General features: G+C 42.2%; 14 protein-coding genes and 3 pseudogenes. 2 read left to right on the top strand and 15 right to left on the bottom strand.

Annotated features, from left to right (window positions below):
- Positions 1 to 53: 53 nt before the first annotated feature.
- The 10 genes and pseudogenes from F8R90_RS10975 to F8R90_RS10935 all read right to left on the bottom strand — a co-directional run bounded on the left by F8R90_RS10975 (position 54) and on the right by F8R90_RS10935 (position 8865).
- Entirely contained in the window at positions 54 to 260 is a 207-nt protein-coding gene (locus tag F8R90_RS10975; RefSeq protein ID WP_196510761.1) for a hypothetical protein, read from the bottom strand.
- Between the two features lie 82 nt (positions 261 to 342).
- A pseudogene (locus F8R90_RS10970) lies at positions 343 to 777 on the bottom strand (aliphatic sulfonate ABC transporter substrate-binding protein); the annotation flags it as partial.
- Between the two features lie 46 nt (positions 778 to 823).
- On the bottom strand, positions 824 to 2569 hold the full coding sequence (locus F8R90_RS10965) for a vanadium-dependent haloperoxidase (RefSeq protein ID WP_196510760.1): 1746 nt from the start codon (positions 2567 to 2569) through the stop codon (positions 824 to 826).
- 174 nt (positions 2570 to 2743) lie between these two features.
- On the bottom strand, positions 2744 to 3931 hold the full coding sequence (locus tag F8R90_RS10960; RefSeq protein WP_196510759.1) for an acyl-CoA dehydrogenase family protein: 1188 nt from the start codon (positions 3929 to 3931) through the stop codon (positions 2744 to 2746).
- A 1124-nt stretch (positions 3932 to 5055) separates the two neighbouring features.
- Positions 5056 to 5454, bottom strand: a complete 399-nt coding sequence (locus F8R90_RS33680; protein WP_196510758.1) for a hypothetical protein — start codon at positions 5452 to 5454, stop codon at positions 5056 to 5058.
- Between the two features lie 240 nt (positions 5455 to 5694).
- Positions 5695 to 6117, bottom strand: coding sequence for a glutathione S-transferase family protein (locus F8R90_RS10950; protein ID WP_230966246.1), 423 nt, complete (start codon positions 6115 to 6117; stop codon positions 5695 to 5697).
- A gap of 15 nt (positions 6118 to 6132) precedes the next feature.
- Positions 6133 to 6243: pseudogene (locus tag F8R90_RS33420) on the bottom strand (glutathione S-transferase family protein); the annotation flags it as partial.
- 87 nt (positions 6244 to 6330) lie between these two features.
- Positions 6331 to 6549 (bottom strand): glutathione S-transferase N-terminal domain-containing protein, encoded by a 219-nt coding sequence (locus tag F8R90_RS32810; protein WP_230966245.1) that lies wholly within the window; start codon positions 6547 to 6549, stop codon positions 6331 to 6333.
- A gap of 73 nt (positions 6550 to 6622) precedes the next feature.
- Entirely contained in the window at positions 6623 to 7744 is a 1122-nt protein-coding gene (locus tag F8R90_RS10940) for an aryl-sulfate sulfotransferase (protein ID WP_196510757.1), read from the bottom strand.
- A gap of 83 nt (positions 7745 to 7827) precedes the next feature.
- Complete coding sequence (locus F8R90_RS10935) at positions 7828 to 8865, bottom strand: NADP(H)-dependent aldo-keto reductase (protein WP_196510756.1); 1038 nt, start codon at positions 8863 to 8865, stop codon at positions 7828 to 7830.
- A 302-nt stretch (positions 8866 to 9167) separates the two neighbouring features.
- On the opposite strand from F8R90_RS10935, the gene F8R90_RS10930 reads away from it, so the two are divergent.
- Positions 9168 to 10181, top strand: a complete 1014-nt coding sequence (locus F8R90_RS10930; RefSeq protein WP_196510755.1) for an isopenicillin N synthase family dioxygenase — start codon at positions 9168 to 9170, stop codon at positions 10179 to 10181.
- Positions 10182 to 10191: 10 nt separating this feature from the next.
- On the opposite strand, the gene F8R90_RS10925 is transcribed toward F8R90_RS10930, so the two are convergent.
- The 5 genes from F8R90_RS10925 to F8R90_RS10905 all read right to left on the bottom strand — a co-directional run bounded on the left by F8R90_RS10925 (position 10192) and on the right by F8R90_RS10905 (position 15369).
- Positions 10192 to 10533, bottom strand: coding sequence for a 4Fe-4S binding protein (locus F8R90_RS10925; RefSeq protein ID WP_196510754.1), 342 nt, complete (start codon positions 10531 to 10533; stop codon positions 10192 to 10194).
- A gap of 12 nt (positions 10534 to 10545) precedes the next feature.
- Entirely contained in the window at positions 10546 to 12222 is a 1677-nt protein-coding gene (locus F8R90_RS10920) for an FAD-dependent oxidoreductase (protein ID WP_230966244.1), read from the bottom strand.
- A 121-nt stretch (positions 12223 to 12343) separates the two neighbouring features.
- Positions 12344 to 13567, bottom strand: coding sequence for a glutathione S-transferase family protein (locus F8R90_RS10915; protein ID WP_196510753.1), 1224 nt, complete (start codon positions 13565 to 13567; stop codon positions 12344 to 12346).
- A gap of 2 nt (positions 13568 to 13569) precedes the next feature.
- Positions 13570 to 14226 (bottom strand): class I SAM-dependent methyltransferase family protein, encoded by a 657-nt coding sequence (locus tag F8R90_RS10910; RefSeq protein ID WP_196510752.1) that lies wholly within the window; start codon positions 14224 to 14226, stop codon positions 13570 to 13572.
- Between the two features lie 540 nt (positions 14227 to 14766).
- Entirely contained in the window at positions 14767 to 15369 is a 603-nt protein-coding gene (locus tag F8R90_RS10905) for an SDR family NAD(P)-dependent oxidoreductase (RefSeq protein ID WP_230966243.1), read from the bottom strand.
- Between the two features lie 206 nt (positions 15370 to 15575).
- On the opposite strand from F8R90_RS10905, the pseudogene F8R90_RS10900 reads away from it, so the two are divergent.
- Positions 15576 to 15703 (top strand): annotated as a pseudogene (locus F8R90_RS10900) (ISKra4 family transposase); the annotation flags it as partial.

The raw sequence follows: 15703 nt of genomic DNA, 5'->3' as shown, positions 1-15703 counted from the left end.
CAACACTTGTGCCTGTTTCTGTGTGATTATTATTTTACCCACAATGCTCTTGACTACTCGTTTTCTGCCAAGTTCTGTTCCTGTGACTTGTTTGATAAAAAAAAAGCAATTTTTGGACTGACTTGCTCTAGCATCTTTGTCCTTACTGCTTTTTCTATACTCTCAAAGCTTGTCAACTCTTCTGTTGGCGTATTCCGATAAAGAATTTCTGCTGCTTCCTGCAAACAGGTTTCCAAACGTTTGAAGTCTTCAGGGTTCATAGTAATTGCACTTGCCGCTCTTGTTGCCAGTGTAACTTTTTTCCCAAAATTATACCTGTATTTGCAAAGGTGAGATGCTCCCAGAGTTAGCCGCTAGATATACAAGAGGTGCTCCGGCTGCTTGAGAGAAAACAGGAGGAGATTCTGCTGTAGAGGCAATATCAAGTGCGCCTGCATTTAAAGCTTCTAATTGTTGTGGTCCGGCAGCAAATTCTGGCCACTCTACCCTATACCCTAAAGGTTTTAATCGTTCTGCTAGAATACCTTTTTCTTCTAAGACAGCTAGGGCAGTCAGTTGTTTAGAGCGGACAATTCTAATTACTTTATTGGCAGTAGTATTACTACTAGCTACATTAGAAGTCGGTGAAGCTGATTGTTGCTGAGAATTATTTGGTGAATTACTGCAACTAAATATTGTGGTAGATAATACTAAACTGTAGCCAAAAGCAAATAAGGCGTGACGACGAGTGAGGCGTTGGTTTTTCCAGGATACAAATTTTTTTTTGAAATCTTTCATGAATTAATCCACATTGAATTATTAAATACGTTGTCAAACAAAAGATTTAAACTGTGACTTTTGTTCCATCAAATTTTGTGAATGTGAAGCCATTGAATTTTTCGTTGTAACCTAACCTCTCATCTTTTAGGATACTAATAGCAATTGCTTCACCCAAAGCTATGCCAGCAGAACCATCTGTACGCCAGTGAATACCACCATGACCACGGCCAAGGGTGTAATTAGCTGCTAGTTTGTTCAATTCTCCACCCACGGTTAAAGGCTCTCCTTTGTAGGGAATCACTTTAGTGGGGTCATTAGGATCAGGGATTACGGGATTGGGGATGACAAAATCTTCGTCAAAGTATGCTTTTAACAATGTGGCACTGACACCAGCGATCGCAGCTGCACCACCAACGTAAGATGAATGAATGGGTGCGCCTTCTGGATATCCATGCGGTAAGAGATAGGAACCAAATTTACTAAAACTCCGGGCCAAAGCTTGGGAATTTAATATATCTCTATGAGTCGGATATTCAGTTTTATTGACAATGTTGTTATGAACTAGCCCACCATAAGCTTCTGGACGCAGAGTGCGGTGTACATAAAACTTCTGCCAGTATGCAGCTCTAATAGCGCGAGATCTACCCAAATACACTAAGGCTTCTAAATGTCCGATGGCAAATGACCCATTGCCCCCCTGTTGGGTTTTTGATTTAACAAAGGGATTACCTGAATTAAAGGGTGCGCCAATTCCACTACTCAAAGGGTCGTTAGCTTTGGGACTACTACCCAAAATGAGAGTAGCGCCAGAAAATGCTGCGCCTGGTGCATGGGAAAATTCTGATAAGTCACGAATTGTCGATATGTAACGGCGTACTGGGTCATACTTAATAGCTTTAGGAGTACCGCCATTCTGCACATTCAGCCATTCTTCATAATCAGTGAGGAAATCATTTCCAGGTAAAGCCGTCCGAATCACAGGGGGAATAAACTGAACGCCCCAAGGAATATTTAGCAATGCAAACTGGGAGATGTGAGGCCCTACTAATACCCCTGGAGGAGTTACGTGTTTTGCTGTCCTGCCAGATTTGTCATTTTGATCAACGTAGGTGACAGTACCACGAAACAGGGTTTGAGGGGTGACACGTCCATTTTGTTTTGGCCCTTTGAATGTTGAAAGCTGATTAAGTTCTTCAACAGCTGCCAAAACCAGAGGTTCGTCGGTGTTGTTCTGTAGTTTGTGAAAAGGTACGTCCCGCAATAAGGCTTGCCAATACAGTTCAACAGCTTCTACAGCTCGTTCTGAACTAGCTAAAGTTGGTGGCGGCGGCACTGCTACCTGCACTCCATGACATCCTTCTAAACTGACTGCGAGAGGCCCCTGAGCATTAATCAATTTTCTAGTGCCACCCAAAATCACCTTTTCAAAGTCATCATGATCATGGGTTGTTACGGCTTTAGTCAAAGATTCATAGGCTTTGAGATCAACCTCACTCTGTTTGTTGTGTGGTAGTCCTCTAGTATCAGAGCCAATCTTATTAGGATACCGTTCCTCATCGCCATTAGTAGGATTGGACGCAATGGGAATTTGACGATTAGCCTCGGCTGAGGCAACACGTATGCGATAAGCCTTTTCTGTAAACTTGTTCTTAGCAGAAGATACCTGCTCTTGTGCCTGACCTTTTTGAGCAGAAAACTTTAAACCCACCGCCCCTGCTACAACACCACTTACAGTAAAGATACCAGTATGTAACAAAAAAGCTCGTCTACTAGCTGCACTCACGTTAATTTTGGATTTTCTCTGATTCATAACTGTATATATCTGCGCTTCTGCGCCTACTCTTTGCTACGCAACGCTACCGCCAAATGGCGAATGTATGAGATTTGGTCTATTTACTTAACTAAATCCGCAATTAAAAAAAAGGAATTAAGGTGGTTTTACCCACCTTAAGCAACCGATTTGAGGTCTACTGTGGCGGAAACTTTAGGAATATTGCGTGATTATGGGTAATTGTTCATTCAGTACCCAATTGCCAATATCGCGCAATTTATAATCTATAGGGTCATGAAGCGTGAAAGTGCGTAAATCTCGCCAGTAACGGTCAAAGCCGTATTTACTCCCTGTAGAACGAGTCCCCATAACTTCAAAAATACCTGTGGTGAGATTCAAGCCAACGCGAGTAGCAAAAGCCTTGGCTGCAAAAACAGAAACTGCTGCTTCTCCCCTTTCTTTAAAAGTCAGGTTAACTTCTTTGTCCCATGCTTGTTGTACCTGGGTAGCAGCTTTGTCAGCTAAACTAATTGCTGCTTGCAGTTCTGCCCACAAGTTTCCATAGTGATTCAAAATATAGGGGTCTTGAGTAGCACTATCGACACCAGACGTAATCCAAGGTTTTGTTTGAGTAACAGTGTATTGTTTGGCAGTCGCCAATGCTCCTTCAGCAATTCCCAAGTAAACATAAGTTTTCGTCAGCTGGGCGATGATTCCCAAAAATGTACTAAAAGCACCATCAGGAGGATGAGGATATCCCAAAATTTCATCTGTTTTTACCAAAACATCGTAAAAAGTGAATGTATCGCTATCTGTGCGCCTTTGCCCAATGTTGTCCCAGTCTTGATTAGAAGCGACACCAGCCCTATTTTCGGGGATTATGAATACTAACGGTAGTTCCACATTATCTTGAATGGCAGCGAAAACGCGGAAATCTGCAATGGCGACACCTGTACCAAAACTTTTGATCCCATGAACACGAAAATTTTCACCTTCTGCGGTAATTTTCAGCCTTGTATCTCTAGTGTTGATGGCGTTAGCCCAAAATAAATTTTTCTGGGCGGTTTCCCGATAATATCTTTCCTTTTGCTGTGGTGTTCCCGAAACATGAGCCAAGGCAGTTAAATTCAGATGGTTGCCATACAACTGTCCAATTGAACCGTCTGCTTTCGAGAGTTCTTGGACTATTTTTAAAGCTTCTGCCCAAGTCGCACCAATACCACCATACTCTTTTGGTACAACCAAAGGTAGTAAACCAGTTTCTCGCAACCGTTGGATTTCTATATCTGGCAGCCCTGCTTTGTTATCTCTTTCTACTGCGGTGGCTGCCAATTCCGTAGATAAAGAAGTAGCAACATTAATCCAATGTTTGGATTCTTCTTTAACTAATAGTTGCACCATTATCTATTTTTCTCCTTATGGTGAGTATGGATGAGGAAATGGGAATTGGAACACGCTGAAGTTAGGATTCAGTTGCGACACGAGGAGGTATAGTTCGCCCAATTCCCAAGATTTAATCCTTGGCATTGCTGATTGAAAACATGAGCTAGTCTCGCGCAGAGAGTAAGGGCTTAAATCAGTGATTTTTCAGTTAGATGGGCAACAACATTTTTGAATTAACACTGCTTCTCCTTAAGTTCTGTTGAGTCTGCTTAATCTTAAATCCTTACTGAGCAAGCACTTTTACAAAAAAACTATCTTGGTAGTGGCAAGATTAGCCTAAGTTAACTACTGCAAGTCGGTAGATATTTAGTATTTTGCTCATAGTATAGCAGTGTTGCATGGTTAACTGTAAAAGGCAAGTACATTTTGGAAAATCATATAGGAATCGTATTTGATTTTTGAAATTATCTATGTGGGCGGGGAGTGGGGAGTAGGGAGTAGGGAATTAGGCTTTTCGATCTGTACCGAGCTTTTTCAGAAATCAAACATTAGTCCTAAACCTCGTCTACCTTGAGAACCGTAGTTTTGTAGGTTGGGTGGAGTGAAACGCAACCCAACCTACATAAATATATCTTTTAAAAAACTCTAGGTTTCAACATAGATGAGGTTTATATTCAAATTCAGCAACATCCTTAATTCAATTAAGTTCAGTCAGAATGTCCTTCGGATTCCCAAAGCCACCACTACATGATGAACTATGGCTTAACAAAGTCATGAAAATTTGACATTACTGAAATATAAGAAAATATACTCATAGCATTTTTTCAACTAATGAGTTTTTTCAATTAAGAATATAGCTATATTCTTTATTAGATAAAGCTTTGACGGTTTATAAGCTAGGAAATCAAAGTGGTATTATCTCTCAACTGTTTTTCGATCTAGTAGGCCGACAAATCAAACAAACGACAGTCAATTCTGGATATTAAGTAATTCGCTATAACGAACAAAAGAGTCTCAGTCCTTAATAAGTAAGGCTTTTAGCTAATTAGCTCCTAATGAAATATGAAAAGCCGCTTAATTTACGTCAAGCATATAGGTATAGGGGCCTTCAAATTGCTAGAACTCCAGAATCTATTGATTTCTCAAAAATAAAGTTTTACCTTGCTAATTAGGTCAGCCACACCACTAACGGCGACAACAAGGAGACTATTTCTATGATGACAACCGAATCTATACTCACTGAAATGGAAGCTTGCAAACAAATCTCTATTAAATGCCAAACTACTTGCATTGATACCCTCAAATACTGCAAGAGTCAGGGTGGTAGATACATGGATATGGCTATGATGTCCATGTTGCGGGACTGTGCAGAAATGTGCATGATGTGCGTCAACATGATTAATGATGGTTCTGAGTTTATGGGAAACACCTGTAGTTTGTGCGCCCAAATTTGCGATCGCACCGCCATAGCTTGTGAACAAATGAGCAGCGATGCCACAATGATATTCTGTGCTACTATTTGCCGCAAGTGCACTCAACATTGCAACGCAATGGGACTCAATTCTGCTTCCTATTTCCGCAGATCAAGCTTGGTGACAGAAGATTCACTACTATCTAGCTAATTTTCCCCCAGGATATAAGTTGCCCAATTTATAGCAGACTTGCGATTATACCTAAATTCATAGTTTCTCCAGTATCTTTAGTTTTTCGCCGCCCAAAAAGATTTTGGGCGGCGAAAACTTAGGGAAAGATACAATTCTTGTGACTACCAAAAAGCAGTACTAGGCAGCAACAGGGGTAGCAAACCTAGCATATCGCTCTATGTAAAACTCCTTGCTATTAGCGATCGCTACCACAGAATCACGTTGTTTTAAAGCCTTTTTCCATTGACGTAGACGAGTAAATTCTTCTGGTAGTGCAAAGCCTCGATGGTGCTTCAGTGCAGCCCAACGCTCAAACCAGGGGTAAAAGGTGAAATCAACCAGACTGACGGATTCGCCAAACCAGTAAGGGCCGTCTCCTGATAACTTCCCAAAAGCTTCATTCTCGATAAATTCCAGATGTTTGTATAGTTCTTGTTTAGCTGCTTCTTGCTGTTGGATTTCAGGACTACGCAAGAGAGTAGAAAAAGCTGGAACGAATCGAGTATTAGCAAAATCAATCCAGATGCGAGCTTGTGCTTTAGCAATGGGACTGCTAGGCAAAAGCGGCGGATTTGGAAATACTTCGTTGAGATATTCGTTAATTACTGCCGATTCCCAAACTCTATGCTCACCATGTACAATTGCTGGTACTTTTCCATAAGGAGAAATATCTGTAAATCCCTCCGGTTTATCCCTCTTCTGTCACTCTCCGAAAACTTTTGCCATTTGTGAATTCTAGAGCTTTTGTATACGAAGCGATCGCAAGATTTTTTCCTAATAACAAATACAATAACTAAGTTTCTGTAATAGGATAGCTTGTATTGATTGACTGATATGGCTTCTAGAGATTGTCCTCTCGGAGAGTGACAGAAGAGGGTTATTCTGCAAATTAATCTCAATCAAGTCAAAGTCGATGCCTTTTTCTTGCAATACCAAACGCGAACGGTGAGCATAAGGGCAAACGACTGCACTATATATCTTGATTTCAGCCATGTTGATGTTCCTGTATAAATAGGATTGGTTTATGAGCTTTGGAAATTAATTCAATCAAAAATCTAAAATTGAACTAGAGCCAAGGCACTTCTTCAGGCGCATAACGAAAAGCGCGGAATACTGAATTTTGTTCTCCACTAGCTACTGCTGACTTCTCACCAAGATTCCTCGCCGCAAAGTGAGGATTGACATATTCCCAAACAATCTCTCCTGTAACTGTCACCTCAAATATGCGACCGAAAGCACCTTCTGTAATTAAAGTGTTGCCATTCGCTAGACGCTGTGCGCCTGATATATACGAACTGAAGAAATTTTGAGGTGGATTGTCAGTGTATTGCCAAACTATCTGTTTAGTTTGACGGCTTACTTCAATCACACGAGAGAAATTGAGAGCAGTATGACGGCGATGTGCGCCATTGTCAAAAATTAGGATATTGCCGTTAGCTAATTCGTTAGGAAAGTGTTGCTGTGCTAATACGTCATCTCCAAGTGTCCAGATAATCTCTCCTGTTTGGCGATCGATAATTACGACGGAAGAGATGTTGCGGAAACTGACTATAATATTGCCGTCAGCGAGTTCGCCTACAGTATTGCCATGAGTCCATTCGTGTCGTTGATCTTGGGGAGTGATAGTAAAAATATCTGGATCTAAGTGTTCATGGGCGTGCCAAGTCCAAACAATTTCACCCCCAGGAGTAACTTCGTAAAGCACATCAGCATAGATATCACCGTCTGCTTCTGTGCCCGGTACACCACCTTTGATACGGGGAATCAAAGACTGAGGTATCTTTTCAATAGCTAATAAAATCGTGTTCCCGTTGCGTAGTCTGCGCCCGTCGTGATGATGATCTGGATGTTTATACTCCCAAATAATATTTCCCTTGGGATCTGCTTCTAAGACAACGCCACCTTTAAAGGCAGCCCACAAAGGGAAATGTGGCGGAATATCTAGTGTTTTACCATTATAAAAAAGGTTGCCATTAGGTAAAAGATAACCATATAAACCCGGTGAATATGGCAAATTCCATTGATGTACTACTTCTCCTTCTAGGTTCAGAAGATATACTTCTCCCTTACCTGTAAGTGGTGTAAAAAGTGTATAACCCTTGAATGCTTTGTCAGGATTATAAGCTCTTAAACCAGTACCACGGCGACGAATAGTATTTTGGTCAACTAATGCTGTTGCGATCGTCATAATTTTCTACACATTTGCTTTATTCAGATCCCCGACTTCTTCGAGAAGTCGGGGATCTATAGTTTTCTGATAGATCAGCACTCCTATGGTGCTGGATTCGGATATTGAGTATGAACTGAATCCAATTCAGCCAAGATATCTTTATCAAGAACTACATTGATGCTTTCTATATTCTCTTTGAGTTGTTCTAGGGTGGTAGCACCAATAATCGTACTAGCAACAAACCAACGACTCCGCACAAATGCGATCGCTAATTGTGCAGGACTTAGTTGATGGCGTTTGGCAATTTCTACATAAGCTGCTACTGCTTTGCTAACATTTGGTTTTAAATATCGCTGACCAAAGTTTTCAAATAAAGTAACTCTTGCTTTCTCTGGTTTACCGTTGAGGTATTTACCAGTTAAATAGCCAAATCCTAAAGGACTATAAGCTAGTAAAGGAACGTTTTCGTAATAAACTGCTTCTGCAAGCGCACCATCAAAAATTCGATTGAGTAAATTGTAGGCATTTTGAATCGAGACAACTTTAGGTAATCCTAATTGTTTAGCTGCATGACTAAATTGTGCAACGCCCCAAGGAGTTTCATTACTTAAGCCGATATAGCGAATTTTCCCTGCATTGATGACATCGGCAAAAACTTCTAGTTGTTCAGTGATGGGAACTGTTTCCCCGGCTTGATTAGGGTCAAAAACTGTTTGTCCAAATCGTGGTACATAACGATCCGGCCAATGGATTTGATATAAATCAATATAGTCTGTCTGCAATCTTTTCAGACTATCATCTACAGCTTGTTTGATATTGTCCCGATCAATGGCTTTAGCTCCATCACGTAACCATTTAAAGCCGCGACCAGGCCCCGCAATTTTAGTCGCAACTATTAGTTGATCTCGCTGTTGATGTTTTAACCATTCTCCAATATAAGTTTCGGTTAGGCCATAGGTTTCAGCACTGGTTGGTACTGGATACATCTCAGCCGCATCAATGAAGTTGATTCCCTGTTTAATGGCATAATATAGCTGCTGATGGGCTTCTTCAATAGTATTTTGCTGCCCATAAGTCATTGTACCAAGGCAAATCTCTGAAACTTTTAGGTCACTATTACCTAGCTGATTGTACCGCATATATCTGGATTATGTTTGTTCTTAAATTGTCAAGATTTTTACGCAATTGATATTCAACAATAAATTACTCCCTTTTTGGGAAATTATTGTTACTTGCAGAAATAATGAGAATTATTTAGATGATACTACTGCATATCTACCAAATTATCGTATTTAAAGTAAAGTTTACAAATTTATACTCACAATACTTTATCTAAGCACCTGACTAAAGTTAGCGATCGCCACACTCAAGATTATAGTTATCGATATAATTTTTTGTGTAGCCTAGATATTAGTCTACGCAAAACTAGGAGAACCTGAGCATGACAATCTTACAAGATGTAGATAAAGAGTTTTCACAAGTTCCCATAATTGATATTAGTGCGCTAATTTCCCAAACTAGCAACTATTCTAAAGTAGTTGCAGACCAAATTAGGCAAGCGTGCCAAGATTACGGTTTCTTTTATATCGTCGGACATGGAGTTGATGAAAAATTACAAGAGAAACTAGAACATCTTAGTCAACAGTTCTTCGCTCAGGATGAAAAAACTAAACAGAAAATTCGTATGGCTCTTGGTGGTAGAGCATGGCGAGGATATTTCCCCGTGGGTAAGGAATTGACATCAGGTAGACCTGACTTAAAAGAAGGTATTTACTTCGGTACAGAACTAGAAGAAAATCACCCACTCGTGAAAGCTGGTGTACCAATGCACGGTCGCAATCTCTTTCCATCCAACATTCCCCAATTTAGGGAAACAGTGCTGGATTATATAGACTCAATGACCAAACTCGGACACACCCTAATGGCTGGTATTGCTCTAAGTTTGGAGTTAGAAAAATCCTATTTTACTGACCGTTATACAAAAGATCCATTAATATTATTTCGGATTTTCAATTACCCTCCTAATTCATCATTATCTAAATGGGGCGTTGGCGAACATACGGATTACGGAGTATTAACTATACTCAAACAAGATAATGTTGGCGGATTACAAATTAAATCAAAGTCTGGTTGGATAGATGCACCTCCTATTCCTGGTTCATTTGTGTGCAACATTGGGGATATGCTCGATCGCATGACACAAGGACTGTATCGCTCAACACCACACCGCGTTCAGAACCTATCAACAAGTAATCGCCTATCATTTCCCTTTTTCTTTGATCCCAATTTCAACGTTGAAGTCAAACCCATTGAATTGAAGGATGTAGTAGTGAATGATGATAAAAGCGATCGCTGGGATAAAGCTAGTGTCCACGAATTTCGCGGGACTTATGGCGATTATCTTTTGAATAAAGTCTCTAAAGTATTTCCAGAACTACAACAAAAAGTGCTTTAGAGAGTCCAAATTAACTTTGATAAGGACGCGGTAATTGGCGCAGTTTATGAGCCGTATCCAATTCACTATTGTTTTTTCTACCATATCCCCAACCCAAGAGGCTACGATATTCACCCATGATGCCACTTTCAATTAAATCATCCTCATTGACTGCAACATGGGTATGAGATTCAGGCGCAACATAGAGTGCATCCGCAGGACAATAAGCCTCACACATGAAACAAGTTTGACAGTCTTCCTTGCGGGCGATCGCAGGTGGCTGGTTGGGTACGGAGTCAAAGACATTGGTAGGACAGACTTGGACGCACAAATTGCAATTAATACAGAGTTTATGGCTGACAAGCTCGATCATGATATGCTCCTGCTACAACTTTGATACAGTAGGTGTGGTTTGAGTGGTAATTACTGGTGGTGTAGCGTAGACGCTTTGCGGCTTGTCGTCAGACATCGCATCCGTAATCCAATCACGCCTCACCCAAAGCTTATCTAAGCCACCTGTTGCTTGGTAATAACGCTGATTTGGATCGGTTTCGGGATAGTCTATGCGAATATGTTCGCTGCGCGTTTCGGTGCGATGTAACGCGCTAAAATATGCCCATCGTGCTACAGCCGTCAGAGCAGCCGCTCGCCGAGAGAATTCCACATCGCGCACTGTATCTTGTTTCGGGTTTCCTTGTACTTGCTGCCACAGCGTTTCTAATTTAGCTAGAGAATCCAAAAGTCCCTGTTCAGAACGCAAGTAATTCTTCTCCAACGGGAACATCTGGGCTTGTACACCATGCACGATCGCCTCACTATCGAATGTTTCAGAAGTGGGTGAGGGTGATGATCGCAATCCCACTTGACCAGCAGGACGCGCAACCCGTTCATTTGCATGAGCGCCCAGACTCTTAGCAAAGTCTGCTGCCCCAACTCCAGCCCATTGTCCTGTAGAGATTGCCCAGGCAGCATTAGGGCCACCACCTCCAGAAGCTAAACCGGCTAAAAACTCCCGCGATGCTGCATCACCAGCAGCGTAGAGTCCAGGAACTTTTGTAGCGCAATTATCATTCACAATCCGAATCCCACCCGTACCACGAACTGTACCCTCTAAAATAAGTGTCACAGGCACTCGTTCTGTATAGGGGTCAATACCAGCTTTGGTATAAGGTAGAAAAGCGATGAAATGAGACTTTTCAATCACTGCTTTAACTTCCGGTGTGGCTCGATCCAAACGAGCATAAACGGGGCCTTTCAGGAGGGCATTAGGGAGGAACGATGGATCGCGACGACCATTAATATAGCCACCCAGATCATTGCCTGCTTCATCGCTATAACTAGCCCAGCCAAAGGGAACACCCCTAGTTACAGTGGCATTGAAAGCTGTCGAAATGGCATAGTGATTGGAAGCTTCCATACTAGAAAGCTCGCCGCCGGCTTCTACTGCCATCAGCAATCCATCACCTGTATTGGTATTGCAACCTAATGCTTTACTCAAGAATGCACAACCACCATTCGCTAAGACTACTGCACCAGCACGAACAGTATAAGTACGATGATGCTGCCTCTGCACACCTCTTGCTCCAGCTACTGAGCCGTCGTCAGCCAATAAAAGCTCTAGAGCCGGACTTTGATCGAGAATCTGCACACCTAGACGCAAAAGGTTTTTGCGAAGTACCCGCATATATTCAGGGCCATAGTAACTCTGACGCACAGATTCCCCATCTTCTTTAGGGAAACGATAGCCCCAACTTTCCACTAAGGGCAAACTCAGCCAAGTTTTTTCGATAACACGCTCGATCCAACGTGAGTTAGCGAGGTTTTTTCCTACGCGATAACGCTCCGATAAAACTTTGTCCCAATTCTCTGGAGACGGAGCCATGATGCCGTTACCACTAGCAGCAGCAGCACCGCTTGTACCCAGAAAACCTTTATCAACAATGATGACTTTGACTCCTTGGGATGCTGCTGCCCAAGCTGCCCATGCTGCGGCAGGGCCACCACCAATTACCAGTACATCAGCATTTAATTCTAGTTCATTTTCACTATGGACTGTTAGCAATTCCTTTTCCTCAATAAAGTCTCCAAAGTACAGCAGAATTCAGGAGTCAGAAACGCTCTGACTTTTCGCTGCGTCTCTGCATAAGGCAAATTCATCCATTCAATCAGCAACGCCCACAAAATTAATAAACAGATGTCAACAATTTATCGATCGCAGCGCGAAACGCCGTTGCTGCACCAGCACTCATATCACGAGGAGCGCAAATACGATTCCTCAAATACGCGAAAGCGATCGCACCCACAGCAGCGAAGATAGGATCAACGCTGCTATTTTTACCACCAGTCTTTCCACCCGGTAAGGTTTCGCCATTGCCATGAATGAGATAATCAGCTAGTTGTCGCAGGTGAAAATCAACAGCGTCCTTAACTGTGGTAAAGTCACCATCTGCGGCTATTGCTTGGACTCCAGAATTTTTGATAATATCTGCGATCGCAACTTCCCGATTATCGCTCAATCTCTCAGCTGCTTCGGCTCGATATTGAATTTTCTCACTATCTGCCACATCCAGAGGTAAAGGATTTCCAATCGGTTCTACACCCCATCTGCGACGCAAAAGTAAATTGTTGGTGATATTATCCGATTTCACCCTTTGATAAGCAGGACGCTGATTAAGTGCATCAAACCAAGCATTAATGCGAGGAAAGCGAGGATTTCCTTTGAGGTGATATCCCCGATATACAGGTAAATTAGCCGCCAATCTATCTAGATGGGGGCTATACAGGATGTCAAGCAAGCTAAATGTACTGACAAAGTAGGGGCCGGGGTATTTAGCCAAAGCTTGCTCAAGTTCATCTAACTTCGCCTCAAATGCTGCTTGCAAGTTTGCCAATTCATCGGCATCTACAGGTGCTTCTCTGAGGAATTTGTAAGCAATCTCTCTAAAACCATTAGTCTCAGCTTCTTCAAGTAACTGCCTAGCAACAGCGTTTTCCTCTGGATTTTCCGGCAGTAATGATGGATAAGGATACTTTTCTTCTAAAGCCAAGAGAATATCTTTGGATTCATATACTAAGTTCCCCTCAATTTTTGCTGCTGGGACAAGGGTTGTGGGAACTAAGTCAGTGTACCATTTAGGTTTATTACTTAAATCAATAAACTCCGTTGCAAAGGGAATTTCCTTTTCTTCCAGAGCAAACCAAACTCTCTCGCAGAAAGGACACCAGGAATTAGTATCTCGATAAAGCAAGACTGGTGGTTGTGTGTTTGGGGGAAGTTTTTCTAAACTGCTGGGAATTGGTGCAGTAGAAGGAGATTGTCCGGGCCTCTTTACCCTACGCGCAGAAGTATTTTTTCTAGCAGTCTCTAAAACTTCTTCCCAACTCGATACTTTGTTTTGAATAGACATTTTTACTTCGCTTTCCTAGGAATGCCGGAAAACTCAAATAACTGTTGCTCTTTGGGTGTAGCCAAGTTTTCACCAAGGTATCGATGAAGACCTACACCCATATCTCCCGTGCCCGTAAGCTTGAAGTTAACTTCCTCAAATCCAGATGCACTTAAAATTTTTCGCACATTGTCAGAGTACGGAATACCGTTAGAGTGTCCGCGAGTCCAGATGACAAAAGCACCCGGTTTACTTAGAAAACTCAGGTTATCTAGTAAGCGATTGAGTTCAGCTTCCTGTGCTAGATTGCCAAAGACACCACACACAATCACAATATTTGCTGGTACTCCTCCTAGATAGTTAGTGGCGATCGTTGCATCACCATTGATAAACTCAATCTGCTTGGCTAAACCCAAAAACTCTATAGTTGCTCGTCCACGCTCAACTAAATTTGAATTTATTTCAACCAGTCGTGCGGAAACATCCTTCGCACGGGGGTGGTTTTTTAAAGTTCCTAATAAATCTCGTCCATCACCCGCGCAAACACTCACTATTCGGATAGCGCCATCTGGGGAGGCATTCAAGCTGTAAGCAATATATTCCTGCACGATTTCTAGACGCTGCTGCAATTTTGGCTCAGTGTTGTAGAGGTCGTGCCATTCATACCAATCTTTTGGCATAAGGGGTGATTCCCGTTTGATGCACACTGTGTAATTACAAACTACGGCTAGTTTATCAAGTAACTGTAATTTATGGATGAAGGCAGAGTAGCATAGACATTCATATAAAATCAAGCATGGGGTGACAAATGCTTAAGCCTTCCCAAAGTCTTGGTGATACGGGTGCTTTTAGAAGTACTCAAGGGTTGCTCAACAGTGCATCAATGGTCTCCGTTCTTCATGAACATTAAAGAAGGTCTTATGATTGCACCTGTTGTCTACACGACGGTCGGTTCATGCGGGGTAGCGTTGCTGCGGAGGTCTGGTGACTACCCAAATGTGCTGGGAGCAGCGTGAGTTACGAAAGAGGTTCCTTACCAAGAGCGACGCTTGGGGGTTCGATTCCCCCACCTCGCACTATAGTAGAAAAAACTTAACCGTAGGTATCAGACATCAAAATTTTTCCACCCAAGGACGCAATTCAACTTCCCATGTCCAAGCGCTGCGAGGTTGACGGAGAATGTTAAGGTAAGTTTGAGCGATGTCTACGACGGGCTACGCCTACGCATCCGGATCAAGCAAGCTATCAGGCTGATCATCCGCCTCCTGACGTGTTGCAGAACGAATTGCTCCATCAATTATGAAATGCGCTACATGGATATTCTGAGGAGCTAGTTCACGCGCAATGCTTTGAGCTAAACCCCGCAACGCAAATTTACCCATTGCAAACGGCGCAGACTGAGGATAACCCTTAACACTAGCAGAAGCACCTGTAAATAAAATTGCTCCCTTACGTAACTTTAGCATCCGTTTCGCTGCTGCTTGTGCTACTAAAAAGCCGCCATACGCAGTAATTTCTAGTGTTTTGGCAACGTCGGCTGGGTCAAGTTCAACTAGCGAACCCCGAACGCGCCAGCTAGGATTATACACAACTACCGTTGGCACTCCTAGTTTTTGCTCCACATCCTTGAATAATTGTTCAACTTCATCAACTTTAGAAGCATCAGCAGCAAAACTAACGGCTCCAATCTCATCAGATAATGCACTCAGCTTATCAATTTGCCGTGCTGCTAAAGCGACGCTGAAACCTTCTTTTGTAAACAAACGGGCTAGTGATGCACTGAGTCCACTACCAGCCCCAACAATCAATGCAATGTTTGCCATCTGAGATATTTCTCCTAAGTTACAGGTCTTGTTAGATTACACAAATTTCACATAGTATCAAGCTGCTCTGTAAACCCATATTTCAAACTTAGCATCAGAAGAAAGAGTAATTTTCAAAGAACCATAATGTCGGGAGCATCCAGTTTTGGAAGATTTACCATTTCTGAGAAAATGTAGAAGGAAATAACCCTGTGCGATCGCTGACTATGAGCCAAGAGAAACAAGAACGGATCAAAGCCTGCTTACAAGAACTGGCAACATTACTGTACTCGGAAGCTGATAAGAGTCAGTTAATAGACCTCGAAGGTATAGAAAAAACAGTTCGTAGCCAAAT

Source organism: Nostoc sp. NZL (assembly GCF_015714705.1).
In the GTDB taxonomy this organism is placed as follows: Bacteria; Cyanobacteriota; Cyanobacteriia; order Cyanobacteriales; family Nostocaceae; genus Nostoc; species Nostoc foliaceum_A.
Note: the sequence above shows the minus strand (reverse complement) of the source record. Positions and strands in the feature narration are given on the sequence as shown.

Coding starts and splice junctions, on each gene's coding strand:
- F8R90_RS10975 (WP_196510761.1), bottom strand. CDS start 260: ATGAACCCTGAAGACTTCAAACGTTTGGAAACCTGTTTGCAGGAAGCA.
- F8R90_RS10965 (WP_196510760.1), bottom strand. CDS start 2,569: ATGAATCAGAGAAAATCCAAAATTAACGTGAGTGCAGCTAGTAGACGA.
- F8R90_RS10960 (WP_196510759.1), bottom strand. CDS start 3,931: ATGGTGCAACTATTAGTTAAAGAAGAATCCAAACATTGGATTAATGTT.
- F8R90_RS33680 (WP_196510758.1), bottom strand. CDS start 5,454: ATGTTGAGTGCACTTGCGGCAAATAGTAGCACAGAATATCATTGTGGC.
- F8R90_RS32810 (WP_230966245.1), bottom strand. CDS start 6,549: ATGGCTGAAATCAAGATATATAGTGCAGTCGTTTGCCCTTATGCTCAC.
- F8R90_RS10940 (WP_196510757.1), bottom strand. CDS start 7,744: ATGACGATCGCAACAGCATTAGTTGACCAAAATACTATTCGTCGCCGT.
- F8R90_RS10935 (WP_196510756.1), bottom strand. CDS start 8,865: ATGCGGTACAATCAGCTAGGTAATAGTGACCTAAAAGTTTCAGAGATT.
- F8R90_RS10930 (WP_196510755.1), top strand. CDS start 9,168: ATGACAATCTTACAAGATGTAGATAAAGAGTTTTCACAAGTTCCCATA.
- F8R90_RS10925 (WP_196510754.1), bottom strand. CDS start 10,533: ATGATCGAGCTTGTCAGCCATAAACTCTGTATTAATTGCAATTTGTGC.
- F8R90_RS10915 (WP_196510753.1), bottom strand. CDS start 13,567: ATGTCTATTCAAAACAAAGTATCGAGTTGGGAAGAAGTTTTAGAGACT.
- F8R90_RS10910 (WP_196510752.1), bottom strand. CDS start 14,226: ATGCCAAAAGATTGGTATGAATGGCACGACCTCTACAACACTGAGCCA.
- F8R90_RS10905 (WP_230966243.1), bottom strand. CDS start 15,369: ATGGCAAACATTGCATTGATTGTTGGGGCTGGTAGTGGACTCAGTGCA.